Source organism: Psychroflexus sp. S27, from assembly GCF_002810405.1.
GTDB classification, from domain to species: Bacteria; Bacteroidota; Bacteroidia; order Flavobacteriales; family Flavobacteriaceae; genus Psychroflexus; species Psychroflexus halocasei_A.
This window is the reverse complement of sequence record NZ_NEXQ01000018.1, coordinates 1-26,289: the sequence shown is the minus strand read 5'-3', so window position 1 is coordinate 26,289 and position 26,289 is coordinate 1. Positions and strand designations below refer to the sequence as shown.

Sequence of the window (26,289 nt, the reverse complement as noted above, 5' to 3'; positions counted from 1 at the left end):
ATCCTAACACAGTATGAACTTAAAAAATTTAGGAATCGGTTTACTATCAATTTTCTTCGCAGTAAGTTGTGGTAAATCAGAGAAAAAAAGCGGAAGCAATGGCGCTTTAAATAAGAGCCATGCTGAGCAAGTTTACGTCGCTCCAGGTGAGCACGATGATTATTATGCATTTATTTCTGGAGGCTATAGCGGTAACCTATTGGTTTACGGTTTACCCTCAGGAAGAATGTTTAAAGAAATCCCAGTTTTTAGCCAATTCCCAACTTCTGGGTATGGTTATTCTGAAGAAACAAAAGCAATGTTAAACACTTCACATGGATTTATTCCTTGGGGAGATTTACACCACCCTGATATTTCTCAAACAGATGGTGTAACTGATGGACGTTGGGTTTTTGTCAACGAAAACAACACACCGCGTATCGCACGTGTTGATCTAGAAACTTTTGAAACTGTTGAAGTTATCGAGGTGCCAAATAGTGCTGGTAACCACAGTTCATCTTTTGTCACTGAAAATACAGAATATGTGGTTGCAGGAACACGTTTTTCAGTTCCTTTCCCACAACAAGACATCAGTATTAAAGACTACAAAGGAAAATTTAAAGGGGCTTTATCATTCATCAAAGTAGATCAAGAAACTGGTGGAATGGATATCAATTTCCAATTAATGATGCCAGGTTTCAACTATGATTTATCACACCCTGGTCGTGGTCAATCTCACGGATGGTTCTTCTTTACAACATATAATACTGAAGAAGCAAACACTTTACTTGAAGTAAATGCTTCTCAAAATGATAAAGATTTTATCGCTGCTGTTAACTGGAAGAAAATTGAAGAGTATGTTGCTAATGGTGGTGGTGAAATGATGCCAGCAGAGTATGCGCATAACACTTACGATCATTATACACATGAAGGAAAATCAGAAATGAAAAAAGAGGTTCGTATAGTGAATCCTTCAGACGTTCCTGGTGCAGTATTCTTTTTACCAACACCAAAATCACCTCACGGTTGTGATGTTTCACCTGACGGTCAATACATCGTTGGTAACGGTAAATTGTCAGCTAACTTAACTGTTCACTCATTCCCTAAAATGATTAAAGCGATTGAGAATGAAAGTTTTGATGGTGAAGCTTACGGTATTCCAATCTTAAACTTTGATGAAACTTTAGCTGGTGTTGTTGAAAATCCAGGTTTAGGACCACTACACACAGAGTTTGATGATAAAGGTAATGCTTATACAACATTCTTTATTACTTCTGAAGTTGTGAAATGGGAGCTAGGCACATGGGAAATTAAAGATAGAAAACCAACTTATTATTCTGTTGGTCACTTAACAATTCCTGGTGGTAACTCACGTGAACCAGATGGTAAATATATGTTTGCTATGAACAAGATTACAAAAGACCGTTACTTACCAGTGGGTCCAGAACTTGAGCATTCAGCACAGCTTTATGACATTAGTGGAGATAAGATGGAGTTAATTTCTGACTTCCCAACGCACGGTGAACCTCACTATGCAGCTGCGATTAAAGCAGATAAGGTTGCGCCAAACTCAAGAAAAATTTATAGACTTGACGAGAATGAACATCCTTATGCTGTGAAGAATGAAGGTGAAACAAAAGTTGTAAGAGATGGTAAAACAGTTCATGTTTACATGTCAACAATTCGTAGCCACTTTAATCCAGATAATATAGAAGGAATCAAAGTCGGTGACAAAGTATACTTCCATATCACTAACTTAGAGCAAGACTTTGATGTCCCTCACGGATTTGCAATGATAGGGCAAAATAACTCAGAGTTATTAATTATGCCAGGTCAAACAAAAACAACGACATGGGAGCCAGATAGAGTGGGTGTATGGCCATTCTATTGTACTGACTTCTGCTCTGCACTTCACCAAGAAATGCAAGGTTATATAAGAGTTTCTCCAGCAGATTCTGATATTGAGTTAAGCTGGTCTCTAGGTGAAGAATAACACCTGATCACTGAATTTTAATTATCAAAGGGCGAGTCGATTCACATTGCTCGCCTTTTTTACTAAACTAGAGAAGTATGAAAACGGCTAGTACAATTATGATCATCGGTTCAGCTTTACTTTTGAGCCTGTTCATCTATCCTTTATGGATTGTGGAACTTGAAGCACCGCAATATCCAGATGGATTAGGAATGTTTATTCACTTAAATGGTCTTCAAGGTTTTTCTGAGTTTGATTTACAGAATATTGATGGTTTAAACCACTACATCGGGATGCAAACTTTACCAAAACCTAATGATATGTGGGAGTTTAGTGTCTTCCCAATTGTTGTTGGAGGTATGGCGATTCTCGGAATTATTGTTGGTTTTTTAGGATTTATTGGGAAAATATCATATAACTGGTTCTTATACTGGTTGATCCTCATGACAGTTTTAGGAGTCTTAGGTATGTTTGATTTTAATGCTTGGATGACAGATTATGGTTCAAACCTTGATCCAAATGCAATCATCAAAGTCACAGAGGCTGACGGAACACCATTTAGCTATAAACCACCACTTTTAGGCTCAAGAGATATTCTTAACTTTACTGCGATTTCTTACCCTGGAATAGGCGGTATATTATTAACTATAGGAATGTTTTTAACTTTTGTTGCCTATTTAGTTGGCTTAAAAACAAATAAAAAATAAGTTATGAAAAATGTTTTCACGTTATTGATTGTTTTTGCATTAAGCAGTTGTTCTAATGAGAAAAAACCTATTGCTTATGGAGATGATGCATGCGACTTTTGTAGAATGAATATTGTCGATAAAATTCATGGCGCCGAAATTGTAACTCAAAAAGGAAAGATTTACAAATTTGATGCTGTTGAATGTATGATTAATTTCAAAGACGATATGACAAAAGAAAAAGTTGATATGTTTTATACAAATCATTATCTCAAGCCAGAGGAACTTATCAGAGCAGAGCAAGCAACATTTTTAATTAGTGAAAATATACCAAGTCCAATGGGTGAATTTATCACTGCATTTCCTTCAAAAGCTGAAGCTGAGAAAGTTCAAGCTGATAAAGATGGAAAACTTTATACATGGGAAGAGTTGTTAAAGCAACAAGCAAATTAAATTAAACGCATTGACAATCATCAATTTATTTTAGATTATATGTCTATCAAATTTTTATTTAAAATCACTTCTTTTCTGAGCATTGCTTTTTTGACAAGTCTATCAAGTCATGCTCAGAAAATTGAAGTGTGCAATACTTGCGAAGTCACATCGATTTCTGATGCGATTTCTAAAGCCAAACCTGGAGATAAAATTATTGTGAAAAAAGGTGTTTATAAAGAACATCAAATTATTGTCGATAAGCCAGTCAAAATCATTGGTGAAAATTTACCAACGGTTGACGGAGAAGATAAAGGCGATATTTTTCAAGTTTTTGCTGATTCTGTAACCATCGATGGCCTTAAACTCATAAACGTAGGTTCGAGTTACACATCTGATTTTGCAGCGATAAGATTAAGTCGAGTAAAGAATTTTTTAATTCAAAATCTTGAGCTAAGAAAAATTTTCTTTGGCATTTACTTAGAAAAATCACATCACGGAACAATCAGGAATAACAACATCCTTGGCGATGCAGTTAATGAACACAATTCAGGAAACGGCATACATTTATGGTATTCTAAAAATGTAAAAATTGAAGACAATCTCATTCAAAAAGTGAGAGATGGTATTTATTTAGAATTTGCTGATGATTGTGTTATTTCTAATAATAAAAGCATCGATAATTTAAGATATGGCCTGCATTTTATGTTCTCGAATGATGATGTTTATCGCGACAATATTTTTGAAAATAATGGCGCTGGCGTCGCTGTGATGTTTTCTAAAAGAATTGAAATGATCAATAATGAATTTAAATATAACTGGGGAACAGCAGCCTACGGACTTCTTTTAAAAGAAATTAATGATGCTACGATTGAGCATAATATTTTTGAAGAAAACACGACAGGAATTAATGTTGAAGGTTCAAACAGAATTACATACACCAAGAACGATTTTAAGGACAACGGAACAGCAATTAAAGTATTGGGTGCTTGTTACGATAACATTTTTACACTCAATAATTTTCTGTATAACTCTTTTGATGTCAGTTTTAATAGCCGATTAAATTCTAACCGATTTCATCGAAATTATTGGAGTGAATACACAGGTTACGATTTAGATGAAGATGGTTATGGCGATGTGCCTTACAGACCTGTGAAACTCTTTAGCTACGTTGTTAATCAAATTCCAGAAGCGATTATATTAATGAGAAGTCTTTTTGTTGATATTATTGATTTCTCTGAAAAAGTATCACCAGTTTTTACACCCGATAATCTCTTGGATGAAGAACCTTTAATCCGAAAATATAATGATTAAGATAGATAACCTACATAAAAAATTTGGTAAAAATGAAGTCCTCAAAGGCGTCGATTTAGAGATTCCAGAAAAAGGTATTTTCGCAGTATTAGGGCCAAATGGATCAGGAAAAACGACTCTGATCAAATCTATATTAGGAATGGTAGTCCCTGATAAAGGCAAAATTTTTATTAAAGGAAAAGAAACTCAACAGAATGGAGAGTACAGAGCTGATATAGATTATTTACCTCAAATTGCTAATTTTCCGAGTAATTTAGGCGTTAAGGAATTGATCAAGATGATTAAAGATTTGAGAGGTGTCAACGCAGAGTATGATGAATTGATCAAGGTTTTTAAGCTAGAACCTTTTCTCAATAAAAAATTAAATAACCTTTCAGGCGGAACCAAGCAAAAAGTGAATATTGTTTTGACATTTATGTTTAATAGTCAAATTGTCATTCTTGATGAACCTACAACTGGTCTAGATCCTGTTGCTTTAATTCACTTAAAGAATTTAATTAAGAAAGAAAAAGAGAAAGGAAAAACCGTTTTAGTGACTTCTCATATTATGAGTTTCGTAGAAGAAATTTCAGACGAAATTGTTTTTATCCTTGAAGGAAAAATCTATTTCAAAGGAAATCTTCAAGAACTCCGTGAGAAAACAGGAGAAGCAGATTTTGAACATGCCATTGCTAACCTTTTAATGAAAGACCATGCTTAAGATATTAAAATACAGTTTTTTTGATTTGATTAGAAGCCGATGGAGTTACGTGTATTTACTCTTCTACTTGCTTTTAGGCTTTGTGTTACTTTTCTTAAATGAAGATTTATCAAAAGCCGTGATCACATTAATGAATGTCATTATCATTTTAGTTCCGCTGATAGGAACCATATTTGGCGTGATGTATTATTATGATTCCAAAGAATTTACAGAACTCTTACTGGCGCAACCCATTAAAAGATCATCAATTTTCATAGGTCAATATCTTGGCGTTTCTCTTTCACTTGTGATGAGCTTAGTGATTGGTTTAGGTTTACCATTTGTATTTTATGGCTTATTTCAATCATCAGCTATTTTCGATTTTAGTTTATTGCTTGTAACTGGAGCTCTGCTAACATTAGCTTTTACAGCCATTGCTTTTAATATTGCATTATATAATGAGAATAAGATTAAAGGCTTTAGTTACGCCATTTTGATGTGGTTATTTATGGCTGTGATTTATGATGGCTTATTTTTGATGTTTTTAGTGATATTTGATACTTATCCTTTGGATAAATTTTCATTAATTGCTACGATGTTAAACCCAATTGATTTATCGAGAATTTTAATTTTATTAAAGTTGGATATTGCAGCATTATTAGGTTATACAGGTGCAATTTTTAAGCAGTTTTTCGGAACAAATACAGGTTTGTTCTCCGCTTTAGGCGCTTTATTAATTTGGGTTGTATTACCAGTTTTTAATATTTATAGAAAATCTAAGAAAAAGGACTTCTAAGTGAATTTATCTCTTAAAAAACAAACCAATATAGCCTTAAGTTTTTTCTTAATTGCAGCGCTTATCGGTTTGTTTTTACGTTTCTTGTTTATCGCTGATGTTGAGGTTGATTTTAAATATTTTCTTCATGCGCACTCCCATGTTGCTTTGATGGGGTGGGTTTATTTAGCAATGCTTGTTTTGATTCGTTTGTGTTTTTTTGACACTAAAAAAAATAAAAAGCAATACAATGGTATTTTTGTTTTTACCTTAATTACTGTTGTTGGTATGTTGTGCAGTTTTCCGTTTCAGGGCTATGCTGCAATTTCAATCACATTTTCAACTTTGTTTTTATTTGCAAGCTATTGGTTTTATTGGTTCTTTATAAAGCATGCATCTAAGCAAACAAGACAACTCCATTCTTATCGCATCCTCAAATACGCTTTAATCTATATGCTAATTTCTAGTATTGGACCGTGGGCAGTTGGCGGAGTGATGGCAACTTTGGGATCAGGATCAGTGTGGTATCGTATTGCTATTTATTTTTATTTACACTTTCAGTACAACGCTTGGATTATTTTAGGTTTGATAGGCATATTTATGTATATCCTAGAAAACAAAGGTATTTTGATAGAGAAAAAATCAATCAAAGTTTTTCTGATGTATTTTAACTCAGGACTAATTTTCACTTTTTTCTTATCAATCTTATTTGTTGAACCTCACGGAATTTTTTATTTAATATCAATAGCAGGAGGAGCTTTGCAATTGGTGAGTTTATTTTACGTCAAAGAAGCCATACCTGACTTAAAAACAAAAGTCAAAAAAATATTTTCTCATTTAGAATTTACTCTTCTTAAATGGATATCAATTCTTTTACTGATTAAATTTATCATGCAGTTTTTTGCAGGGTTCAAACCTGTTGCTGATTTAATTACAAATTATAAAAACCTGACAATTGGTTTTTTACACTGGACATTTTTAGGCGTCATCACGCTGAGTCTTTTCGTTTTGTTGAGTTATTTTAAACTCATAAAAATCAATAAAGCAGTCATCTATTTCTATGCTTTAGGTTTTCTTTTAACCGAAGCTTTGATATTTTGGAGACCTATTTCGTTTATTTTTAATTTAGACTTTTCGATACCTCAATACATATTGTTGTTTATTGCAAGCTTTTTGCTTGTTATCGGCATCTTTATTATTATGCTGAAACAACTTGTGAAAAAGCCTAATTAGAAACAAAAGTTTCAATAATTTCTTGGTAATCTTTTTCACTATATAAATCAAAACCAGACTCCTTTAGGTTTAAAAAATCATTTGATGTTGGTGAGGAAAAATAAGAACCTTCGTCAAGGTTTTGACGCTGAGTTTTTATAAATGAATTATTTTTAATTTGCTTTAAAGCCTGAATTATGAGATCTGTTCCACCACTGTAAATATTTGCGATATGCCACAAGAGGGATTTGTTTGTGTTCGTCTTTAAAGAAGATTGACTGATAATCTCTCCTGTATCTATACCTGAATCTGTTATTTTATGTAAGGTGCATCCGATTTCGTCATTCCGATCAATTAAAGCGTGTAAAGTTGCCATGATACCTCTGTAGTGAGGAAGAATTCCAGAGTGAAGGTTAAGTAAACCATGCTTAGGAATGGCTATGATGTCATCTTTGAAAATTTGACCAAATCGTATTGAAATGAATATGTCAGGCTGCTCTTTTCTCATGAAATCAACAAACTCTTTTGAATTGACTTTTTGAGCTTTCTTAAATGGGAAGCTTTTAAAAGAATCATCTAAAAATTCAAAATTTGAACACGAATGCTGTGATGTTACTTCATTAAAAAACCTTTCTTTTTCTAAGTATTCAATTTGTTGAAGTATTTCAGATCTTTTAGAAGAGTGACCAACTTGATCAGTGTAATAAATTTGAACTTGATGTTTTAAAAGTTCGGGTTTTAATAACTGATATGCAATATTTGCATGCATATCTTTATTGAGAAACAATACAATTTTCATGATATAATGACGATTGATGATTTACAACCAAAACTGATCAGTGGTATTCTCTTCAAATTTAATCTCGTTGTGTATATCTTCTATTTTCTGAAGTTCTTCTGGAGTTGCATCCGATTGGATGGCTTTAAACAATTCACGTTCTTCGTAACGTATATGCGCTTCGAGTTCTTCTTTAATGCTTTTTAAAGAAGCTTCAATGTTCTCTTTTTCATTAAATAGAGAAATCAATCGCTGATGGTCGGCGAGCGCCTTCTTAACCATTGGATGGTTATTTCCTAAAATTGGAAAGATGTACTTTTCTTCTTCTTCGAAATGTTCTAAAATATGATTTTTAAAAAACCAATCAGTATATTTCTTGATGCGTTCTGGTGCGATATCTTTTGAAAATCCCATTTTGATTTTCCAGCCTAATAGTAAGCTGTGGTGGTGTTCTCTGCTAAAAGGAATAAGGGCGCTATGCCTTTTAATAGGTTTTGGTTTTGACATGCTATTTAAAATTAAAGATGTTTTTCTAGTTCTTTGACAATTTTTGATTTTTCGCTATCTGCATAAATACCGTAAGCATTGAGAATCATTCCTTTCACCTTATGCTCATCAGAGCTGATGGCGTAAAGTATCATTTGGTCACCAGGATCAGTTTCACCTTCGAAACGATAGATTTCATCTATTGTAAATTCATCTGCAGATAAGCTTAAGTTTTGTTTATTACAAACGATGCAATCTTCAGCTGCTTTTAAACTAAAGTCTGTTGTATAGCCACGCTTCATTAAATCGTTCATTGCTTCAGAGACAGTGTCGTATGATTTTCTATTTTCCATAATTAATTATTTTCTAAGTACTCTTTAAGAACAACAGCTTGATTAGATTCTTCATTTTTGGCGCCAAACAATAAACAGAGTTGATGATCTTTCCTAATTTTGTTGATGCGTTTAACATCTTCTGAATTTTCTTTGAGTTCTTTTTTGTACTTCACTTTAAACTCATCAAACTTTTCATCATCGTGGTCAAACCACTTTCTCAAATCTGTAGATGGTGCAATTTCTTTATTCCACTCATCTAGATTTGCATCTTCTTTACTCACGCCACGTGGCCAAACTCTATCAATGAGCATGCGATAGCCATCATTTTGACTGGCATCATCGTAAACTCTTTTTAAGATAATTCTTTTCATCAAACTAAAGGATTTGAATTATTCTGTCTATGGTGCTCTATTTTAAATAAAAACATCTGTGCCATTTTATTGGCTCTCCATCGCGCTTCTTCAGCTATCTCACCCTTGAAATGTTCATCAAGAGTTTCTTCAAACAAACTCAACCATCTTTCAAAATGTCTTTTATCAACAGGCAAATGGGCGTGAGGTCTAAAGGGTGCACCATAATAAGTATGTTCATCTAATAAAACTGTTTGCCAAAACTGATACATTTTCTCAAGATGTTTTGGCCAATTATCCTGAATAATTTCATTAAAAATATTGGCCAAAAGTCCGTCATTACGAATTTTTGTATAAAACGAATCCACAAGAAGCTTCACGTCATCAAGATGTGTGATATCTTTCTTCATAGCTTTATTTTTCTATCAAATTTAAGCTTTTTGAATGATAAAGGATAAGCTTATCCGATTAAATCCTTGAAATTAATGTGGCGTAGAAACCATAATGTGAGCTCTATGAGTTCCAGGATCCATCAACCATGGCATGCCAGGTGCATGCGGTTTTGCAGGAATTCCTGTTTCTTCAACAGTGGCATAAGGAATGTAAATCACATATCTGAATTTACCATCTTTAAGATGTCCAGTTTCAGGATTAAGATTTTTATCATCACCAGTAAAAACATAAAGCATGCTTGGTTCGTCAGGCATTTGAAGTTTGCCAGCTTCAACTTCTTTTTTTCTGATATCTCTTATTTCTGTGACGCTTTTACCTTCATTTTTGAGGTCACGTCCTCGTGACATAAAAGGTTCAAGTTTCGTGCTATAGCAATCAATTTTAACGCCTTCTTTGTTTGGGTTATCAGCTAGGCAGATCAAGTTGTTTGTCCCTTTTTTTAGAAGAATAAGTTCGCCTTTTTGATCATAGCCATATACAGTTGCATTGGCTTGGCTTTCTTCAGGAGCAACTTGTAAAGCCATTTTGATTTGTACTTCTTTTGGTAAAACTTTTGAGCTTTGCGCAAAAAGAGCTGTTCCAAATAGGAGTAAAAATAATGTTGTGATGTTGGTTTTCATGATGTTAAATTTTGTTTTCATGAAATATACAAAATATCTCACACAAGGTATGAGAGTCATTAAATTACTCTGTGACTGAATCTAATTATAAATTTTTAAAATTTACTTTTAAAAAAATGGTGTCCGAAATTTAAGATAGCTAAACCAATGAGAAGGCAAGGGAAGAGGCCTGAAACAAAACCTTTGGGAAATCCAAAACTAAGAATAACGATAATGAAATAAACGAGATAGCCTGAGCCAAACTTAAGTAGGCGTTCAAAACCGTTCATTTTTTTAGTAAAAATGACAATAAAAAAATGAATTAAAAAACTTAATAAAAAGGCTGCAAAAACACTATTTGGATTGGCATTTGAATCTAAAGTTAGATATCCAAATATGCCCATTAGAATCATGTTTATAACAATTAAGAAGAAGTAATTGATAATTTTGGTACCAATTCGTTTATGATATCTTTGATGATCTCTTGAAAGTATATCTTCAACATTAACTTCTAAAACATCACAAATTAATTGAAGTGTTTGAGTTCTGGGTTCACTTTCAGAATTTTCAATACGTTGTATTGTTCTTAAATTGACTTTGGCTTGCTCAGCTAACTCTTCTTGTGTGAGTCCTTTAATTTTCCTGTGTTCACTTATTTTCTTAGCTAAAAGATTCATGACATTTTTACATTGATTCAATCATAAATATAAAAATAGAAAGTTTTAATTACTATTTATTTATAGACATTCATGCGTCATTTGCTTTGTCAATTATTTGTCGTTAAGATTGTAGAGGTTGTCGTACTGTGTTTTTAGAAGTTTATTGCTCAGTTTTATTTACAAGTTGGTTTTAGGCTTCTTTTTCCGTTTTCTTCAGTTAATTCGTAGCCATTATCTAGCATTGGTTGAATACTTTTTCTACCATTTGTATGCCATAGTAAATAGCCCCACAGACATTTTGAAATCCGTCCTTTATCTAATTCAACTTTCATAATATTTTCGATTTCTTTCCAATATTTTTTTGGTGAATGAATGAAAATAATGAATGGATTAAATTCAGGATCGATAAATTCTTTAGTGTAATATTTTTTAATTCTTTTCAAACTAGGAAATCCATATTCCTTGGTGATTTCTATTAACCTTTTGGTGTGTTGAGCATCTTTTGGATTGATGTAATTTTTATAAATATTTATAGTTAAACTGTCTGATTCAAAACTTATTTCTGATATTTCTTTTGACTTTAAACTATCAGGTAAGTTTTCAATTCTATTGGTTTCAGATTTATCAAAAGTTTTATAGATAGTATATTCTCTTAAGGTTTGATCATAACCATACATAAATTCCATTTCTTCGACCAGTTCAATTATATCTTTTTCAAATGCTATTTCCTTGTCAATTTGAGAGAAACTTAAGTTGCTCAAAAGCAATGTTAAAATTATAATTCTAATTTTCATTATGGATATTTTAGGGGAGTACAATTAAAGGTGTTTCTCCTTCGAAAACCAAGTCATTTATCAAGAATCTTCTAAAAAGTTTATCTGTTAAATGTCGAGAGCCTTTTTGAACAATAAGCAATTCGTCAACCTTGTTGTTAATAATTTTTTTGATGTCATTAAAATAGGCATTTTTTTCATAAATTTTATAATCAACATTATACTGAGCAGAAAAAAGAGTGGTTAAGTCACGTAATTTCTTCTCTATAAAGTCCGTATCCTCATTATAATCAGATAAATGGAAAAAGGTAATACTTGTTTCTGTTTCATCAATAAAACTTAAAAAATTATTTAATTCTAAAATATTAAGCGGATGTTTTTCTGTGACAGCAACAAAAATCGTTTCATGAGAAAATTTTGTCATTTCTTTAGGCATAGCGACAAAAGAGTTTTCAATCTCGTTGATAAGTTGAATGGCAGTGCTACCAAGAAATATTTTTTTTCGTAAACTCGTTTCTTTAATGCCTACAAATATTAAATCTTCAAAACCTGTATTTAAGTGCGCTTTTAAAGTGAAGTTTAAATTTTTATCAGAAACATCGTAATTGAGTTGTGCCTGATTTGGAAGAATATTTTCAACAAAACTTTTGACTTGATCAAGCATCTTCAGGTTGATTTCTTGCGTAAATTTCTCACGTGTTTTGATGTCGGCTAAGGTTGGTGTAATCACTTCTGTTTGATGAATGATGAGAAACTCTGTTTCAATTTGAAGACTCCAATCATAAGCATACTTTAGCAAGCTTTCAGAATGTTCTGAAAAATCAATCAATAATATAAAACGCTTTTTCATTTTAAGCAGGTATTTGAGGTTGATCTTGTTGTTTAATCCATTGGCTAACGTTTTCCATACTTTCATGGTTTTCTGATAAAACAATCAAAATATCGTTTGCTTCTATTGTTGTTCCACCATTTGGCAAATGATATTTATCATTGCGTTTGATCATTGCGATAATGGTGTCTTTAGGAAATTCTAAATCAATAATTTGCTGACCAACAGCAGAGTAATGAGGTAAAATTCTATATTTTTTCATCGCTGACTTAGGAATGTTTAAAATGAGTTTATCTTTTTCGAGAATCTTCTTTTCTTCATCAGGAAGAGCAACATTGAGCCATTTCGCGACTACTGATAATGTTGTTCCTTGAATTAAAACAGAGGTTAATGAAATAAAGAACACAATATTAAAAATCATATCTGCTTTATCAATTCCGGCAAGAAGCGGATAGGTCGCAAATACAATTGGCACTGCACCGCGTAAACCAACCCATGAGATATAAATTCTGCGTCGCATTTTCATTTTAAAAAATGCTAAACTCAACATCACACTGACAGGTCTTGCGATAAAAATCAAGAATAATGAAATGATGAGTCCTGTTCTTATAAAAGGTACAATTTCATTTGGGAAGACAAGTAAACCCAAGGTTAAGAACAAAACAATTTGCATTAACCAAGCTAAACCATCATACATTTTAAGGATGGTTTTTTTATGAATCAGATCTTGGTTACCTAAATAAACAGCACAAATATAAATGGCCAAAAAGCCGTTACCTCCAATGAAATCTGTTGCTGAAAATGTAGCAAACATCAACGAAATAACCAAGACAGGATAAAGACCTTCAAAACCAAGTTTTATTCTGTTGATGATGTATTTACTTATTTTCCCAAAAACAAAACCAGCGATTGCGCCCAGTAACATTTGTTGTAAAAATAACGGAATGATTGATGCCACACCTGCATCTTGATTTATCACCAAGCTTAAAAATGCCAAAGTGAGAACATAAGCCATAGGGTCGTTACTTCCGCTTTCCAGTTCTAATGTTGGTCTTAAATTTGTTTTTAAAGCGATGTTTTTAGAGCGTAAAATCGAGAAAACTGCAGCTGCATCTGTTGATGAAACAATTGAACCGAGCAACATACTCTCATAAATCGTAAAATCTGTTAGAAACCATACAAATGTTCCTAGACTTACGGCCGTAAGCAATACGCCAAGGCTCGATAAAACAATTCCTTCTTTTAAAATGGGTTTGACGGTAGGCCAACTTGTGTCTAAACCTCCTGAAAATAAAATAAAGTTGAGTGAGATGATACCAATAAATTGAGCGATTTTGGGATCGTCAAAATAAATTCCGCCTATGCCATCAGCACCGGCTAACATCCCAATAGCAAGGAAGAGGATTAAAACAGGAACACCGTATTTATAAGATGTTTTACCTGCAATTGTACTGATAAATAAAAGTAAAGACCCGACTAAAAGTATGTTTTCAATGGTTAAATTCATGAACTTATATATTGTGTTATTTTAAGCCTCGCTACTCACAATTTGTAAGCCTACAACGGATGCAACTAATGTGGTTAAGAAAAAAATTCGCCAAAAAGTGACAGGTTCCTTAAAAAATAGAATTCCGGCAAGAACAGTTCCGGTTGCACCTATGGCACCCCATACTGCATAAGCTGTGCCTACAGGAATAGCTTGTTCGCCTCCCATTGCTTTATAAAGAAAGTACATGCTCACGCTGACACAAATCACAAAAGAAAGCATCCATAGCCAAAATTCTTTACCTGAATGTTCTTGAGCCTTCCCTAAACTAACAGCAAAACCTGTTTCAAATAAACCGCCAACAATTAATAAAATCCAGTTCATATTCATTTTTAGTTCAGTTTTTTATAGCCCATAATATACGATTTGATTTGTTAATTACTAGCCAATTTTGAATCTAAAAAACATAAAAAATATTCTAAGTAATTTCATTCTTCAGCTGATAAACGATTGGCTTTTTTGAATTAATGATATTATTGAAAATAGATATTAATAAGGCTAAAAAATTTAAAAATTAAAGTGTTCTATCTAATTTTTATTCATAATTACCGATATTGAGCGCAATTTAATAACAACACAACATAAAATTCCTATCTGATGAAAATTAAAAAAGTATTGGTTGCCAATCGAGGTGAAATTGCCATCCGTATATTTAGAGCCTGTTCTGAAATCGGACTCAGAACTGTCGGTATTTACACTTATGAAGATCGATATTCTCTTCACCGTTACAAAGCTGATGAAGCTTACCAAGTTGGTGAAGATGAAGAGCCACTCAAGCCTTATTTAAACATAGCTGAAATTATAAGAGTTGCAAAAGAAAATGACATTGATGCCATTCATCCTGGTTATGGTTTTCTTTCTGAAAATGCTGATTTCGCTCAAGCTTGTCAAGACAATGGGATCATCTTTATCGGTCCAGATGTTTCTGTTTTAAAATCTTTGGGAGACAAAGTCACAGCAAAACAAGTGGCGATTGATAATGATGTTCCAGTCATTGAAAGCAACAAAGAGGAATTAACTTCTGTTGAAATCGCATTGAAAGAAGCTGAGAAAATCGGTTATCCCGTCATGCTTAAAGCTGCTTCTGGTGGTGGCGGAAGAGGAATGCGTGTGATTCGTGATCAAGATCAACTTAAAAAGGCTTTCCCTGAATCTAAACGTGAAGCAGCAAATGCTTTTGGTGACGACACTGTTTTTATAGAAAAATTTGTTGAAAACCCTAAACACATCGAAATTCAGATTTTAGGAGATCATCATGGTGATCTCGTTCATTTATTTGAAAGGGATTGCTCAGTACAACGCCGTTATCAAAAAGTAATAGAGATTGCACCTTCAATTGGATTGTCTGATGAAGTGAAAAACAAACTTTATGAATATGCACTGAATATCGGTAAAGCTGTTAACTATAGTAATGCAGGAACTGTTGAGTTTTTAGTTGATGAAGATCAAAGTATTTACTTTATTGAAGTGAATCCGAGAATTCAGGTTGAGCATACAGTCACTGAAGTTGTCACAGGGATCGATATTGTCAAGTCGCAATTGTTTATCGCCGGAGGTTATCATCTTTCCGATCAGCAAATTAAAATTTATGGACAAGATAAAGCTCATACCAACGGTTATGCTGTTCAATGCCGAATTACAACAGAAGATCCTAAAAATGATTTTAAACCAGATTATGGAACTATTACAACTTATAGAAGTGCGAGTGGCTTTGGTATTCGTTTAGATGCAGGAAGTGTTTATCAAGGCGTTACCATTTCTCCTTTTTTCGATTCTATGCTAACTAAAATTACTGCAAATAGCCGAACGCTGGATGGTGCTTGCAGGAAAATGAGTCGTACGCTTGCAGAATTTCGTGTGCGTGGTGTAAAAACGAATATGGCTTTCCTGAATAATATTCTAAATGATTCAACTTTTAGAGAAGGAAAAGTGACCGTTAATTATATTCAAAATACACCTGAACTTTTTGACATTAAAGAGCCAAGAAACAGAGCGACTAAAATGCTTAACTTTCTTGGAGATGTGATTGTAAATGGAAATGAAGATGTAAAATTTAATGATCCAAACAAAAAATTAATCAAACCAAATGTCCCTAAGTTTAATAAAGAACAAAACCATCCGAAAGGAACAAAAGATATTCTGACAGAATTAGGACCTGAAGGATTCTCAAAGTGGTTAAAGGATGAAAAGAAAATCCATTATACCGATACGACAATGCGTGATGCACACCAGAGTTTATTAGCAACACGAATGAGAACTTATGATTTGCAGAAAGTCGCTGAAGGTTTTGCTAAAAATCATCCTGAAGTTTTCAGTATGGAAGTTTGGGGCGGTGCTACTTTTGATGTTTGTATGCGTTTCTTAAAGGAAAATCCTTGGGAGCGTTTACGTATTTTAAGGGAAGCCATGCCAAATGTTCTTTTACAAATGTTGTTGCGTGGCTCAAATGGTGTGGGTTACACAGCTTATCCTGATAATTTAATTGAGCGTTTTGTTGCTGAATCTTGGGAAAATGGAATTGATATTTTCAGAATTTTTGATTCTCAAAACTGGATGAAATCAATTGGCCCAACGATTGAGCATGTTCGCAAGCATACTAAAGGAATTGCTGAAGGTTCAATGTGTTACACTGGCGATATTCTAAATCCTGATCACAAAAAATATACTTTAGATTATTATTTACAACTCGCTAAAGATATTGAAAATGCTGGTGCCCATATTTTAGCCATCAAAGATATGGCTGGCTTATTAAAACCTTATGCTGCTAAAGAATTGATTACAGCTTTAAAATCTGAAGTTGATATTCCGATTCATTTACATACACACGACACATCTTCAATACAGTCGGCAACTTACCTCAAAGCGATCGAAGCTGGCGTTGATGTTGTTGATGTCGCTTTAGCTGGATTGAGCGGATTAACATCTCAACCAAACTTTAATTCATTAGCTGAAAGTATGCGTTATCAGCCAAGAGAAAATGAATTGGATATTCAGAAACTCAATGAATATTCAACTTATTGGTCTGATGTGCGTGAATATTATTATCCATTTGAATCTGGCCTTAAGTCCGGAACGGCTGAAGTTTATAAACATGAAATTCCTGGCGGTCAATATTCTAACTTAATTCCGCAAGCAGAATCTTTAGGTTTAAAAGATAGGTTTACAGAAATCACGGATATGTATTCTCAAGTCAACGAATTATTTGGAAATGTTATTAAAGTGACGCCAAGTAGTAAAGTTGTTGGCGATATGGCGCAATATTTAGTGAGTAATAATTTGAGTATTCAAGATTTTATGGAGAAAGGAGATAGCTTGTCTTTTCCTGAATCTGTCAAAAGTTTCTTTAAAGGTGATTTAGGTCAACCTGTTGGCGGATTCCCTGAGGATGTTCAAAAAATTGTTTTGCGCGGCGAAAAACCATACACTGATAGACCAAATGCACATTTAGAATCTATTGATTTTGATAAAGAATTTGATGCTTTCAAAAAGGAATTTAATGAAGGCATGGATAGAGAGTGGGAGATGACAGACTTTTTGTCTTATAAATTATATCCAAAAGTGTTTACAAACTTATATAATCATTATGTGAAGTTTGGAAAAGTGATGCAAATTCCGACTAAAAATTTCTTTTACGGGATGAAACCTGGCGAAGAAATTATTGTTGAACTTGATAAAGGAAAAACACTTCTCATCGAACTTGTTTCAACTACTGAAGCTAATGAAGATGGGGAAAAAGAAGTTTTCTTTAAAATAAATGGACAAACAAGAAGTAATCTCATCAAAGATAATTCGATTGATGTTGAAAAAATTGTTCATCAAAAAGTGGATAAAAATGACCCAAAACAAGTTGGCGCACCATTACAAGGTTCATTGGCTTCCACAATGGTGAAGGAAGGCGATACTGTTGATAAGAATCAGCCGCTTTTTGTGATTGAAGCGATGAAGATGGGAACAACAATTACATCAAACACAAGTGGAAAAATTAAGAAAATCTACCTCTCTGAAGGGACAATGGTTCACAGTGACGATTTGGTTGTTGAGATGGAATAGAAAATAAATCTTTCTCAGACCTAAATTTTAAACAAATCCCATAACTTTGAGGGTTTCATCAAAAAATGCTCAAAGTTATGGTTTTAAGAAAAGTTGTTTTGACAATTTCTTGTGTTTTAGTCACAGGATTTATCAGTGCTCAAGATTTATATCAACCCAGAAGTGTCAAACAAGCTTACGAAAAAGGAACGCGTTCAAAAGACGGACGCCCTGGAGAAAATTATTGGCAAAACGAAGCTGATTATGATATCCACATTAAAGTCAATCCGCCGAGTAGAAAAGTTGAAGGCACGGCAAAAATAACCTATACAAATAATTCTCCTGACACATTAAAGTCATTAAACTATAAATTGATTTTAAATCATCATAAACCTGGTGCGCCAAGATTGAGACCAGTTTCTGAAGATTATTTAACATCAGGGATGCAAATCACTTCTTATAAAGAAAACGGTGTTTCAAAAGAGTGGAATAACAATAACAACAATAATAACAGCATTAATCAAATGGTGAAGCTCAATAAAGCTTTATTGCCAAATGAAAGTATAGAATTAGATTTCGAATGGAATTTTGAGCTGTCAAAGCAAAGTGGAAGAGAAGGCGCTATTGATTCGACTACTTTTTTTCTAGCCTATTTTTATCCAAGAGTCGCTGTTTATGATGATTATGAAGGTTGGGATAAAATGACTTTCGCAGGCTCAAAAGAGTTTTATAATGATTTTGGTGATTACAATTTTAAAGTCACAGTTCCTAAAGATTATATCGTTTGGGCAACAGGTGATTTGCTTAATCCTGAAGAAGTTTTACAGAGAAAGTACGCTGATTTATTAGAAAAATCAATGACGTCAAACAAAGTCATTCATATTGTTGATCAGGAGGATTTAGAAAATGGTAAAATTACTAATCAAAGTAAAACAAACACCTGGCAATGGAAGGTTGAGAACATTACAGATATTGCCATCGCTTTAAGCAACACTTATAATTGGGATGCTGGAAGTGTTGTTGTTGATCAAGAAACAGGAAGAAGAGCAAGTGTACAAGCAGCTTATGATGAGCCTTCTCAAGATTTCAAAAAAATGGTTGATTACGCCAAATATGCTTTAAAATGGTTTTCAAATCACACACCAGGTATTCCTTATCCTTATTCAAAAATGTCAATCGTAAGAGGTTTTGCGGATATGGAATACCCGATGATGGCAAATGATAGCTCTCGTGAAGATCCTGATTTTACAAGATTTGTTGCAGAACATGAAATCGCTCACACTTATTTTCCATTTTACATGGGAACCAACGAAACAAGATTTGGTTTTATGGATGAAGGTTGGGCAACTGCGCTTGAGTATTTAATAGGAAGTGAAAATTTAGGAAAAAGAAAAGCTTCAGAAAATTTCAAAAAATTTCGTGTAAAGCGTTGGATTAACAATCCGTCTTTAGAGCAAGATTTACCAATCATCACACCTTCAAATATGTTGAGTGGTAGTGGTTCAGGGACAAATCAATACGGAAAAGCCGCTTTAGCTTATTTAGCGCTGAAAGATTTATTAGGTGATGAGGTTTTTGAGGAATCACTGAAAACTTACATGAAGGATTGGAATGGGAAACATCCGATTCCTTGGGATTTTTTCAATAGTTTTAACGAGTCAATAGGTCAAAACTTAACTTGGTTTTGGCATGCTTGGTTTTTTACAAATAACTACATTGATTATGCTATTAAAGAGGTAGAGTTTGGAAATGATAATGTCAATGTTACGATTGAGAATGTTGGCGGAATGCCAGCACCATTTGATGTTGTGATAAAAATGAAAGACGGAAGCGAGAGAATCTTCCATCAATCACCAGAAATTTGGAAAGAAAATTATAAGGAAGCAATAATTGAATTAAAAGGTCTTAAGAATATTTCTGAAATAAGAATTGAAAACGGCATTTGGATGGATGCAAATCCTGATGATAATCAGTGGCGAAAAAAATAAATTCCATGTTTAAACATCAACATCCTTATCTGCCCTTTATTCCTGATGGAACTGAAAAATTGATTGTTGGTACATTACCGCCTCCACGTTTTACCACTGGTGATTTAAAGCCAGATGACGTTGACTTTTGCTACGGGAGTCGAGATGGTCAATTGTGGGAGATTATCAATCGAATATTTGATTTGAATTTGGTTTTTGAAAACACAGAAGAAGCAAAGCAGCAACGTATAAATTTTTTAAAAACGAATAAAATTGGGGTCTGTGATATGGTCGATTGTGCTTATCGTGACAAAATAGATGCTTCAGATTTAGGAATTCAAAACGCTGAATTAAGACCGATAATTTCAATTTTAAAAAGTCACCAATCAATAAAAACGCTTTTGTTTACAGGAGGAAATTCTAAAAATGGACCAGAATATTTTTTTAGAAAACATTTAAAAAATTATCCAGAAATAAAACTTAAAAAAATAAGTGATGAAGTGCCGAGAATTCATCAATTTCAAATCCATAACAGAATTATAAAAACTGTATCGTTAACAGCGCCATCAGGCGCAGCTAATAGAGCAGTGGGAAGTATGACTTTGTATAAGAAACTCAAAAGTGAAAATCCAGATATTAATACACTAGATTTCAGAGTCATGCAATATGCTCCTTATTTTAAAGAATAATCATAAGGCTCTGAAGCTGTCAAAGGATTTTTTGATTAATGATTTCTGAGCTCGTCGATCAGTTCATCTTTAGTCATTTGAGAGTAGCCTTCAATACCGATTTCTTTAGCCTTTTCATCTAATTCTTTTTTGGTGCGTTTTTCATATTTCTTGCTTTCTCCACCTTTTTCACCTGCACCTTCTGTATTAGCTATACGCGCGGATTTTTCCTTGCTCATGCCTTCATCTCTGAGCGCTTCATATTGCTCATCGTTTTTGATTTGATTTCCGTGGTCTTTTACCATTTTGATTTATTTATCAATAAAAATAGAAAGATTTTGTTTCTTTTATCATTAAAGAAATGATAATAAATATGTTAAAAATCCTTTAAGAAGAAACTTTATCAGCTCTCATTCTTTTGAAGAGAAATTGGCCAAAGAAATAAATTGGAGCGATCAGAATAAATAAAATAATAAACATGCCGAAAAACTCGGTAAATCTCATGAGCATACTTGGCTCTTTGATATCTCCATCCATTAAAAAACCAACTGTGGTTAACGCAGATGATAAAATAGCGATATTTCTAATTTTTTTTTTCATAAGTCGCAAGTCATTTTAATTAGTAAATATAATTCATTTTTTAAGTTAAAAAATCATACTAAAGATATAATTCTGCATTATAAGTCGGCGTTAGTATTTTGACTTTTTTGAGGTTTCTATTTTTGAGGTTCAATTGAATTCCCTTTTTATAAAAACTTTCTTTTTCAGTTTTATAAATCTCTTGATTATTCTCACAATCTTCAAACTCCTTTTTATAATTTATCTGACCAGTTGACAAGTTAAAATCAAAACTTGCCCAATATTCGCATAATTTTCCATAATGACTTGAATATCCGATAAGTTCAAATTCTCCGTTTTGATATCTGTATTTGTCAGTTCTATTCCATTTCCAGCTGCTTCCTCCACTTTGATTAATGATCAAAATCCCTTTGATAATTTTTATTTCTTCAAATGGATCGCCCATCATTCCACCTTCTTGATTTTTCAGAATTGCATTTTGAGATTTTTTTCAGATCTTCCAAGTATCATTAACTGATTTTAGAACATAAATATCGCGAACAAAACCAAAGTCTGTTTCTTCATCAGTTTCAACCACTATAACTTTTTCATCAATTTGATCAGCATTTAAACCTCCAATAATTTCACTGATAATTTGATGTCCTTTTGGTAATGAAAACTCTTGAGCTGATGAAGAGAAACCTATTACGGCTATACAAAAAATCAATAAATATTTCATGTTAAATTGAGTTTCAGTTATTTTCATAAAGCTTTAATTTATTCCTTAAACTGATCACTTCTTGCTTGAGTTGTCTCTCTTTTTCTAACATATTTAGAATAACATCAATGCCTTCAAGGTTAACATTGAGTTCATTTCTTAACCTTATTATTTTTTCCAAATGACCTATTTCATCTTGATGAATGTAAGGTTTTTGTTCTATAATTTCAATATTGATGAGTCGCATTTCGTATAAAGTATCGATCAATGAAATTTCAATATTATAATTTAAACAAATCGTTTTTGTACTTATAAAATCTTGTTCTTTCATTTTGTTTTTATTTTTTGTAATTCTTTAAATAAATCAATCTCCTTGTTACTCAGGTTTTTTGGTGTTTCCAATTGGTAAGTGACAATTAAATCTCCATAGCTTCCTTCTTTTTTGTAAACAGGAAATCCTTTTCCTCTTAATTTGACTTGAGTTCCGTTTTCTGTTTCAGGTTTGACTTGTAATTTTGCTTTCCCATCAAAGGTGACAATTGTGATTTCGCCTCCTAAAATAGCAGTATAGAGATCTAGATTTAAGTCTAAATACAAATTATCTCCTTGACGTTTAAACTGAGTGTTATTATCGATAATAATTTTGATATACAAATCTCCATTTGGTCCATCATTAATACCTGGTGCACCTTTACCTTTTATTTTAATGGTTTGACCGTTTTCAACGCCAGCAGGAATTGTGAGTCTGATTTTTTTATCATTTAAAGTTAAAACTTGCTTTTGAGAAGTGTAAACTGACCTTAAATCTAAATGTAATTCAGCATTAAAATCTTGACCTTTAAATTGTGTACTTCGCTGATAACCTCCAGCAGCGTCACCAAACATAGATTCAAAAAAGTCTGAATATTCTTCCTCTGAAAAACTTTGCTGAGACTGCTGCTGTGATTGATATTGTCTTTGTTGCTGTTGCGCTTTTTCATGCGCCTCACCATGTTTCCAATCTTCACCGTATTGACTGTATTTATCATACTTTTTTCGTTTTTCGGGATCGCTCAATACTTCATTGGCTTCATTAACTTCTTTAAATTTAGCCTCGGCTTCTTTATTATCCGGGTTTAAATCTGGATGATATTTCCGAACAAGTTTTCTAAAAGCAGTTTTGATTTCTTTATCAGTTGCAGTTTTAGAAACTTCTAAAATTTTATAATAATCTTTAAACGCCATAAAATAAATTGATTTAATGATTTCAAATAAAGTGAATAATTTTTAATGGATATAAGCCTAGCTCTCTCAAAGGTAGTAAACAAGCAGTTATTTACATCAAATAAATTTGGTCAATGAGAAGTTTGAAATTTTCTTCCTTTTTGTTTGCAATCAAAAATCCAATTTCTTCTAAATGTTCTCCTGAAAAGTTGGCCATATCAAGTTTTTGACCTCTAAAAGTTGGAGACATTTCTTTTAAAGGGATTTTAACTTTTTCCCATTCTTCAGGAGCTTTGAAATGCGCTTTATAGGCATGTTGATCATCCGAGTTTTTTCTAACTCTTAACTGATACTCTTTTTTGTCTCCACAAAGTCTAATCATCAGATGTGAGTATTTTTTAATGTTTTTCTGTCTAAAACGATAACGCACTGAGGAAAACCCGCCATTATTTTTCAAAGAAACTTTGCCTTCAAAAACTCCGCTTCCTTGATCATTAATATTAATTTGGCTTGTAGATTTTCCACCCATAACAACATCGTCAACTATTGTCCAGTTTTCAAGTTGTGCTTCTTGTGTAAATTTAAAAATGAGTTCTGTTTCTGTTGAATTTTTCATAATTTGAATTTACTAAGAACGTTGATTTGAAAGTTGTTTTTAACATGCATTTAGTGAGCTTTTATTTTGAATATTCTTAATTTGTAATAGAAAGTATGAAAGATTTCTCAAAGATAAATATGGAGGCAAGCAAACAAAATTTATATAATACAGTCGATTTTTTAACTTCCATTTATCCTTATCGAAACTATAAAAATAATGAAAGTCTCTCAAAAGCCGCTGATTATATCGAATCCGAATTGCGCAAAACCAACTTGAATGTGAGTCGCCAAAAATGGAAAGCAAAAGACCAAGAATACGAGAATATCATAGCGCGTTATCAACCAGAAAAGAAGAACCGTTTTATTATTGGCGCACATTATGATGTTTACAAAGAACAGCCAGGCGCCGATGATAATGCGAGTAGTGTCGCGGGGTTGTTGGAGATTTCACGTATGTTGACGCAAAGCAAATTGACTTTAGATTACGGAATTGATTTTGTTTCTTTTTGCCTTGAAGAACCTCCTTTTTTTAAGAAAAAAGAAATGGGAAGTTTTATTCATGCGAAATCTTTAAATATATCTGAGAAGAATTATTTAGGAATGATTGCTCTTGAAATGATTGGTTATTACCGTGACAATAAACATTCAGAAAATGCAGAACATGAGAAAAATAGTTTGATTGTTTCAGGGATTAAAAAACATATCAATTTTAATAAAAAGATTTCTTTATTATTAAAATATCAAGATAAAATAGGTTCTCGGCACCTAACTTACGCTGATGATTATAAAAATAATGGGCCGTCTGATCACCGGAACTATTGGCAATTTGATGTTCCTGCTGTGATGGTGATTGGCACTGGAGGTCACGGAAACCCAAATTATCACAAATCAAGTGATACCATTGAAACTTTAGATTTCGATATTATGAAAGATGCAGTTGAAAGCATCGCTTTTACATTGTTTAATTTTAAGAATAAATCTATAGAATTTAAATAGGAGAGAGGTTTTAAGAATTTTCACTTTTTAAATTATATTCTTATCAACTTATATTTTTAAAGAAATATAAAAAGCCATCTTCTATATGAATTGAGATGGCTTGATGTGTAGATTAATCTAATTTTATTCAGCTCTTCCACTAGCAACATAGCCACTTAACGCTGCGATGCTCACTGCTATTTCAGGAGTTTCAGATTCCCACAAAATACTTTTAGAGCCTAAAGATGAAAGTTTAATCATATCAATGATGATTTCTCCATTTGATTCTTCTTCCTTGCGTGTTTGATTGAACCAGTAAACGGCAGTATGTCGCATAATAGAGCTAGTTACTAATTGATTTCTTTTTTGTATGTCTTCTAGCTCTTCATTTTCCATTATATTACTTTCTTTTTCTATCATGAGGTTGATAAAGTTGATAACTCTATCACGAGGTGAAACATCCTCATTAGGATTGAGTGCTTCCTCTTCATCAGGATAAGTAAAACATCTTTCTGGGTAAAGCTCACATTCGTGTTTTGGGCTTACCATCTCTAAGCTTGCAATGATGTCTAATTGCATAAATAATTGTTCTTGAGAGTGTGTATTTATCGCTATATTTGACTGATAGTATTGCATTGCTAAGTCATTCAAATTTTCTAAATTCCACCCGTTTTCTGGTTGATTTCTATTTATCTGACCAACATTCCATTCTTTAGCACCTCCGTTATATTCGATTAATTTTGGAATATTCCAATCACCCAAAGTTTGTTCTTGCTGCATAGAATTTAATAATCCTGTATAAATTTCTCCTTGATTTTCATATGGGTTATTATTGTTTTGAATTTCTTGAAGCGAAATAGCTTCTTCAATTTCCTTTTCGTCAATAATAACATTTTTGTCGTCGTCATCGCATGATGTAAAAATTGCTAATGCCATAAAAGCAATTGAACTCACTTTTAATAAATTTTTCATGATCATTTAGTTTTGATTTTCTTACTCTATTTAGGTTTTTCGGATTTCACCTCAAGACTTTTGTCTTACAAGCTTATATCAGCTCAAGAGTAAAATTGTTACCCTTTATATTGTAATAAATTTTAAGACTTAAATAAAGTAATTATTTGATGAGTATGATGATAGTTGTTGCAACTGACATTTATTGGTCTCAAAAAAGGGATTTAAACCCTGCAATTTTATTGCAGCACTTTAGTAGTGCGAAAAAATCTATATTTTCGTACTATGAGTTATCAAAGAAAAGGCTCCCATACGGTAAGTTATTTAACGTGCCATATTGTTTGGGTTACAAAATATCGGTACAAGGTACTTCGCGGAGATGTTCAAACTCGTTGTCGTGAGCTTTTAATCCAAATATGTGAAGCCGAAGGTATAGAAATACTGAAAGGAGTAGTGAGTTCGGATCACGTTCATATGCACATTGAATATGCTCCAAAATTGAATGTAAGTAGTATATTGAAAAAGCTCAAAGGGCGAACCTCAAGGAAACTTCAACAAGAGTTTCCAAAACTGAAAGAGCGTTATTGGGGGCAACATTTTTGGGCAAGCGGTTATGGAGTATGGAGTACTRGGAATATTACCGATAAAATGGTCAACGAATATTTGGAACATCACCGTCGAGATTCGAGTGATAATTCCAATTTTATATTGGAATAGTAAAGTGGGACTTTTAGTCCCCAGTCTTAATAAACCTCTGCACTTTCAG

Annotated in this window: 31 protein-coding genes; 12 read left to right on the top strand and 19 right to left on the bottom strand. The window is 32.9% G+C overall.

What is annotated here, in order from left to right; translation table 11 throughout:
• The first annotated feature begins 13 nt into the window (after window positions 1-13).
• The 7 genes from nosZ (at window position 14) to CAP47_RS02255 (ending at window position 7,070) form a co-directional block, all read left to right on the top strand.
• Complete coding sequence (nosZ, locus tag CAP47_RS02285) at window positions 14-1,972, top strand: Sec-dependent nitrous-oxide reductase (RefSeq protein ID WP_100775207.1); 1,959 nt, start codon at window positions 14-16, stop codon at window positions 1,970-1,972.
• 77 nt (window positions 1,973-2,049) lie between these two features.
• Complete coding sequence (locus CAP47_RS02280; RefSeq protein ID WP_100775206.1) at window positions 2,050-2,658, top strand: hypothetical protein; 609 nt, start codon at window positions 2,050-2,052, stop codon at window positions 2,656-2,658.
• Between the two features lie 3 nt (window positions 2,659-2,661).
• On the top strand, window positions 2,662-3,090 hold the full coding sequence (locus CAP47_RS02275) for a nitrous oxide reductase accessory protein NosL (RefSeq protein ID WP_100775205.1): 429 nt from the start codon (window positions 2,662-2,664) through the stop codon (window positions 3,088-3,090).
• 39 nt (window positions 3,091-3,129) lie between these two features.
• Complete coding sequence (locus CAP47_RS02270) at window positions 3,130-4,383, top strand: nitrous oxide reductase family maturation protein NosD (RefSeq protein WP_100775204.1); 1,254 nt, start codon at window positions 3,130-3,132, stop codon at window positions 4,381-4,383.
• Window positions 4,376-5,083 carry an ABC transporter ATP-binding protein gene (locus CAP47_RS02265; protein ID WP_100775203.1) on the top strand — a complete coding sequence of 236 codons (708 nt, stop codon included), beginning with the start codon at window positions 4,376-4,378 and terminating at the stop codon, window positions 5,081-5,083. The genes CAP47_RS02270 and CAP47_RS02265 overlap by 8 nt, the downstream gene beginning before the upstream one ends.
• Window positions 5,076-5,858, top strand: a complete 783-nt coding sequence (locus tag CAP47_RS02260; protein WP_100775202.1) for an ABC transporter permease — start codon at window positions 5,076-5,078, stop codon at window positions 5,856-5,858. The genes CAP47_RS02265 and CAP47_RS02260 overlap by 8 nt, the downstream gene beginning before the upstream one ends.
• Complete coding sequence (locus CAP47_RS02255) at window positions 5,859-7,070, top strand: hypothetical protein (protein ID WP_100775201.1); 1,212 nt, start codon at window positions 5,859-5,861, stop codon at window positions 7,068-7,070.
• Here the strand turns inward: CAP47_RS02255 and CAP47_RS02250 are convergent.
• The 11 genes from CAP47_RS02250 to CAP47_RS02200 form a co-directional block, all read right to left on the bottom strand.
• The gene (locus tag CAP47_RS02250; RefSeq protein WP_100775200.1) at window positions 7,063-7,848 is read right to left on the bottom strand and encodes a formyl transferase; all 786 of its coding nucleotides are present in this window, start codon (window positions 7,846-7,848) and stop codon (window positions 7,063-7,065) included. The two genes, CAP47_RS02255 and CAP47_RS02250, sit on opposite strands and share 8 nt — an antisense overlap.
• 21 nt (window positions 7,849-7,869) lie before the next feature.
• Complete coding sequence (locus CAP47_RS02245) at window positions 7,870-8,334, bottom strand: hemerythrin domain-containing protein (protein WP_093241715.1); 465 nt, start codon at window positions 8,332-8,334, stop codon at window positions 7,870-7,872.
• 11 nt (window positions 8,335-8,345) lie between these two features.
• Window positions 8,346-8,666, bottom strand: coding sequence for a phosphoribosylpyrophosphate synthetase (locus CAP47_RS02240; protein ID WP_100775199.1), 321 nt, complete (start codon window positions 8,664-8,666; stop codon window positions 8,346-8,348).
• A 2-nt stretch (window positions 8,667-8,668) separates the two neighbouring features.
• A complete protein-coding gene (locus CAP47_RS02235) occupies window positions 8,669-9,019 on the bottom strand; it encodes a DUF488 domain-containing protein (RefSeq protein WP_093241703.1) in 351 nt (116 codons plus the stop codon).
• Window positions 9,019-9,408 carry a group III truncated hemoglobin gene (locus CAP47_RS02230; RefSeq protein WP_093241698.1) on the bottom strand — a complete coding sequence of 130 codons (390 nt, stop codon included), beginning with the start codon at window positions 9,406-9,408 and terminating at the stop codon, window positions 9,019-9,021. The genes CAP47_RS02235 and CAP47_RS02230 overlap by 1 nt, the downstream gene beginning before the upstream one ends.
• Before the next feature lie 72 nt (window positions 9,409-9,480).
• A complete protein-coding gene (locus tag CAP47_RS02225; RefSeq protein WP_093242264.1) occupies window positions 9,481-10,071 on the bottom strand; it encodes a hypothetical protein in 591 nt (196 codons plus the stop codon).
• A 95-nt stretch (window positions 10,072-10,166) separates the two neighbouring features.
• A complete protein-coding gene (locus CAP47_RS02220; RefSeq protein WP_100775198.1) occupies window positions 10,167-10,727 on the bottom strand; it encodes a helix-turn-helix domain-containing protein in 561 nt (186 codons plus the stop codon).
• A 155-nt stretch (window positions 10,728-10,882) separates the two neighbouring features.
• Window positions 10,883-11,503, bottom strand: a complete 621-nt coding sequence (locus CAP47_RS02215; RefSeq protein ID WP_100775197.1) for a hypothetical protein — start codon at window positions 11,501-11,503, stop codon at window positions 10,883-10,885.
• Window positions 11,504-11,513: 10 nt separating this feature from the next.
• Complete coding sequence (locus CAP47_RS02210) at window positions 11,514-12,332, bottom strand: universal stress protein (protein WP_153043477.1); 819 nt, start codon at window positions 12,330-12,332, stop codon at window positions 11,514-11,516.
• A gap of 1 nt (window position 12,333) precedes the next feature.
• Window positions 12,334-13,818 (bottom strand): potassium/proton antiporter, encoded by a 1,485-nt coding sequence (locus CAP47_RS02205; protein WP_100775195.1) that lies wholly within the window; start codon window positions 13,816-13,818, stop codon window positions 12,334-12,336.
• Window positions 13,819-13,839: 21 nt separating this feature from the next.
• Entirely contained in the window at window positions 13,840-14,181 is a 342-nt protein-coding gene (locus CAP47_RS02200) for a DMT family transporter (RefSeq protein ID WP_093242329.1), read from the bottom strand.
• A gap of 273 nt (window positions 14,182-14,454) precedes the next feature.
• Here CAP47_RS02200 and CAP47_RS02195 point away from each other — a divergent pair, with 273 nt between their 5' ends.
• The 3 genes from CAP47_RS02195 to CAP47_RS02185 all read left to right on the top strand — a co-directional run bounded on the left by CAP47_RS02195 (window position 14,455) and on the right by CAP47_RS02185 (window position 20,542).
• Window positions 14,455-17,907: a pyruvate carboxylase gene (locus tag CAP47_RS02195; RefSeq protein ID WP_100775194.1), complete on the top strand. Its 3,453-nt coding sequence runs from the start codon at window positions 14,455-14,457 to the stop codon at window positions 17,905-17,907.
• Between the two features lie 65 nt (window positions 17,908-17,972).
• Window positions 17,973-19,874: a M1 family metallopeptidase gene (locus CAP47_RS02190; protein WP_238140931.1), complete on the top strand. Its 1,902-nt coding sequence runs from the start codon at window positions 17,973-17,975 to the stop codon at window positions 19,872-19,874.
• A gap of 5 nt (window positions 19,875-19,879) precedes the next feature.
• Entirely contained in the window at window positions 19,880-20,542 is a 663-nt protein-coding gene (locus CAP47_RS02185; protein WP_100775273.1) for a uracil-DNA glycosylase family protein, read from the top strand.
• 35 nt (window positions 20,543-20,577) lie between these two features.
• On the opposite strand, the gene CAP47_RS02180 is transcribed toward CAP47_RS02185, so the two are convergent.
• From CAP47_RS02180 to CAP47_RS02150, 7 genes are all read right to left on the bottom strand, one after another.
• Entirely contained in the window at window positions 20,578-20,826 is a 249-nt protein-coding gene (locus tag CAP47_RS02180) for a Rho termination factor N-terminal domain-containing protein (RefSeq protein WP_100775193.1), read from the bottom strand.
• A gap of 82 nt (window positions 20,827-20,908) precedes the next feature.
• The gene (locus tag CAP47_RS02175; protein ID WP_100775192.1) at window positions 20,909-21,121 is read right to left on the bottom strand and encodes a hypothetical protein; all 213 of its coding nucleotides are present in this window, start codon (window positions 21,119-21,121) and stop codon (window positions 20,909-20,911) included.
• 58 nt (window positions 21,122-21,179) lie between these two features.
• Window positions 21,180-21,548, bottom strand: coding sequence for a hypothetical protein (locus CAP47_RS02170; RefSeq protein ID WP_153043476.1), 369 nt, complete (start codon window positions 21,546-21,548; stop codon window positions 21,180-21,182).
• A gap of 42 nt (window positions 21,549-21,590) precedes the next feature.
• Window positions 21,591-21,845 (bottom strand): hypothetical protein, encoded by a 255-nt coding sequence (locus tag CAP47_RS02165; RefSeq protein WP_100775190.1) that lies wholly within the window; start codon window positions 21,843-21,845, stop codon window positions 21,591-21,593.
• Entirely contained in the window at window positions 21,832-22,128 is a 297-nt protein-coding gene (locus tag CAP47_RS02160) for a chaperone modulator CbpM (RefSeq protein ID WP_100775189.1), read from the bottom strand. The genes CAP47_RS02165 and CAP47_RS02160 overlap by 14 nt, the downstream gene beginning before the upstream one ends.
• Window positions 22,125-23,021 carry a DnaJ C-terminal domain-containing protein gene (locus tag CAP47_RS02155; protein WP_100775188.1) on the bottom strand — a complete coding sequence of 299 codons (897 nt, stop codon included), beginning with the start codon at window positions 23,019-23,021 and terminating at the stop codon, window positions 22,125-22,127. Before CAP47_RS02155 ends, CAP47_RS02160 begins: the two co-directional genes overlap by 4 nt.
• Window positions 23,022-23,112: 91 nt before the next feature.
• Complete coding sequence (locus tag CAP47_RS02150; RefSeq protein WP_100775187.1) at window positions 23,113-23,616, bottom strand: CIA30 family protein; 504 nt, start codon at window positions 23,614-23,616, stop codon at window positions 23,113-23,115.
• Between the two features lie 119 nt (window positions 23,617-23,735).
• Between CAP47_RS02150 and CAP47_RS02145 the strand changes: the two genes are divergently transcribed.
• A complete protein-coding gene (locus CAP47_RS02145) occupies window positions 23,736-24,593 on the top strand; it encodes a M28 family peptidase (protein WP_100775186.1) in 858 nt (285 codons plus the stop codon).
• A 123-nt stretch (window positions 24,594-24,716) separates the two neighbouring features.
• On the opposite strand, the gene CAP47_RS02140 is transcribed toward CAP47_RS02145, so the two are convergent.
• Window positions 24,717-25,544, bottom strand: a complete 828-nt coding sequence (locus CAP47_RS02140) for a hypothetical protein (RefSeq protein ID WP_153043475.1) — start codon at window positions 25,542-25,544, stop codon at window positions 24,717-24,719.
• A 264-nt stretch (window positions 25,545-25,808) separates the two neighbouring features.
• On the opposite strand from CAP47_RS02140, the gene tnpA reads away from it, so the two are divergent.
• Window positions 25,809-26,240, top strand: coding sequence for an IS200/IS605 family transposase (gene tnpA, locus CAP47_RS02135; protein ID WP_100775184.1), 432 nt, complete (start codon window positions 25,809-25,811; stop codon window positions 26,238-26,240).
• Window positions 26,241-26,289: the final 49 nt, after the last annotated feature.

What these genes read in the sequence shown, in the direction of transcription:
- nosZ (WP_100775207.1), top strand. Translation starts at nt 14, where the DNA reads ATGAACTTAAAAAATTTAGGAATCGGTTTACTATCAATTTTCTTCGCA.
- CAP47_RS02280 (WP_100775206.1), top strand. Translation starts at nt 2,050, where the DNA reads ATGAAAACGGCTAGTACAATTATGATCATCGGTTCAGCTTTACTTTTG.
- CAP47_RS02275 (WP_100775205.1), top strand. Translation starts at nt 2,662, where the DNA reads ATGAAAAATGTTTTCACGTTATTGATTGTTTTTGCATTAAGCAGTTGT.
- CAP47_RS02270 (WP_100775204.1), top strand. Translation starts at nt 3,130, where the DNA reads ATGTCTATCAAATTTTTATTTAAAATCACTTCTTTTCTGAGCATTGCT.
- CAP47_RS02265 (WP_100775203.1), top strand. Translation starts at nt 4,376, where the DNA reads ATGATTAAGATAGATAACCTACATAAAAAATTTGGTAAAAATGAAGTC.
- CAP47_RS02260 (WP_100775202.1), top strand. Translation starts at nt 5,076, where the DNA reads ATGCTTAAGATATTAAAATACAGTTTTTTTGATTTGATTAGAAGCCGA.
- CAP47_RS02250 (WP_100775200.1), bottom strand. Translation starts at nt 7,848, where the DNA reads ATGAAAATTGTATTGTTTCTCAATAAAGATATGCATGCAAATATTGCA.
- CAP47_RS02245 (WP_093241715.1), bottom strand. Translation starts at nt 8,334, where the DNA reads ATGTCAAAACCAAAACCTATTAAAAGGCATAGCGCCCTTATTCCTTTT.
- CAP47_RS02240 (WP_100775199.1), bottom strand. Translation starts at nt 8,666, where the DNA reads ATGGAAAATAGAAAATCATACGACACTGTCTCTGAAGCAATGAACGAT.
- CAP47_RS02235 (WP_093241703.1), bottom strand. Translation starts at nt 9,019, where the DNA reads ATGAAAAGAATTATCTTAAAAAGAGTTTACGATGATGCCAGTCAAAAT.
- CAP47_RS02230 (WP_093241698.1), bottom strand. Translation starts at nt 9,408, where the DNA reads ATGAAGAAAGATATCACACATCTTGATGACGTGAAGCTTCTTGTGGAT.
- CAP47_RS02225 (WP_093242264.1), bottom strand. Translation starts at nt 10,071, where the DNA reads ATGAAAACCAACATCACAACATTATTTTTACTCCTATTTGGAACAGCT.
- CAP47_RS02220 (WP_100775198.1), bottom strand. Translation starts at nt 10,727, where the DNA reads ATGAATCTTTTAGCTAAGAAAATAAGTGAACACAGGAAAATTAAAGGA.
- CAP47_RS02215 (WP_100775197.1), bottom strand. Translation starts at nt 11,503, where the DNA reads ATGAAAATTAGAATTATAATTTTAACATTGCTTTTGAGCAACTTAAGT.
- CAP47_RS02210 (WP_153043477.1), bottom strand. Translation starts at nt 12,332, where the DNA reads ATGAAAAAGCGTTTTATATTATTGATTGATTTTTCAGAACATTCTGAA.
- CAP47_RS02205 (WP_100775195.1), bottom strand. Translation starts at nt 13,818, where the DNA reads ATGAATTTAACCATTGAAAACATACTTTTAGTCGGGTCTTTACTTTTA.
- CAP47_RS02200 (WP_093242329.1), bottom strand. Translation starts at nt 14,181, where the DNA reads ATGAACTGGATTTTATTAATTGTTGGCGGTTTATTTGAAACAGGTTTT.
- CAP47_RS02195 (WP_100775194.1), top strand. Translation starts at nt 14,455, where the DNA reads ATGAAAATTAAAAAAGTATTGGTTGCCAATCGAGGTGAAATTGCCATC.
- CAP47_RS02190 (WP_238140931.1), top strand. Translation starts at nt 17,973, where the DNA reads ATGCTCAAAGTTATGGTTTTAAGAAAAGTTGTTTTGACAATTTCTTGT.
- CAP47_RS02185 (WP_100775273.1), top strand. Translation starts at nt 19,880, where the DNA reads ATGTTTAAACATCAACATCCTTATCTGCCCTTTATTCCTGATGGAACT.
- CAP47_RS02180 (WP_100775193.1), bottom strand. Translation starts at nt 20,826, where the DNA reads ATGGTAAAAGACCACGGAAATCAAATCAAAAACGATGAGCAATATGAA.
- CAP47_RS02175 (WP_100775192.1), bottom strand. Translation starts at nt 21,121, where the DNA reads ATGAAAAAAAAAATTAGAAATATCGCTATTTTATCATCTGCGTTAACC.
- CAP47_RS02170 (WP_153043476.1), bottom strand. Translation starts at nt 21,548, where the DNA reads ATGATGGGCGATCCATTTGAAGAAATAAAAATTATCAAAGGGATTTTG.
- CAP47_RS02165 (WP_100775190.1), bottom strand. Translation starts at nt 21,845, where the DNA reads ATGAAAATAACTGAAACTCAATTTAACATGAAATATTTATTGATTTTT.
- CAP47_RS02160 (WP_100775189.1), bottom strand. Translation starts at nt 22,128, where the DNA reads ATGAAAGAACAAGATTTTATAAGTACAAAAACGATTTGTTTAAATTAT.
- CAP47_RS02155 (WP_100775188.1), bottom strand. Translation starts at nt 23,021, where the DNA reads ATGGCGTTTAAAGATTATTATAAAATTTTAGAAGTTTCTAAAACTGCA.
- CAP47_RS02150 (WP_100775187.1), bottom strand. Translation starts at nt 23,616, where the DNA reads ATGAAAAATTCAACAGAAACAGAACTCATTTTTAAATTTACACAAGAA.
- CAP47_RS02145 (WP_100775186.1), top strand. Translation starts at nt 23,736, where the DNA reads ATGGAGGCAAGCAAACAAAATTTATATAATACAGTCGATTTTTTAACT.
- CAP47_RS02140 (WP_153043475.1), bottom strand. Translation starts at nt 25,544, where the DNA reads ATGAAAAATTTATTAAAAGTGAGTTCAATTGCTTTTATGGCATTAGCA.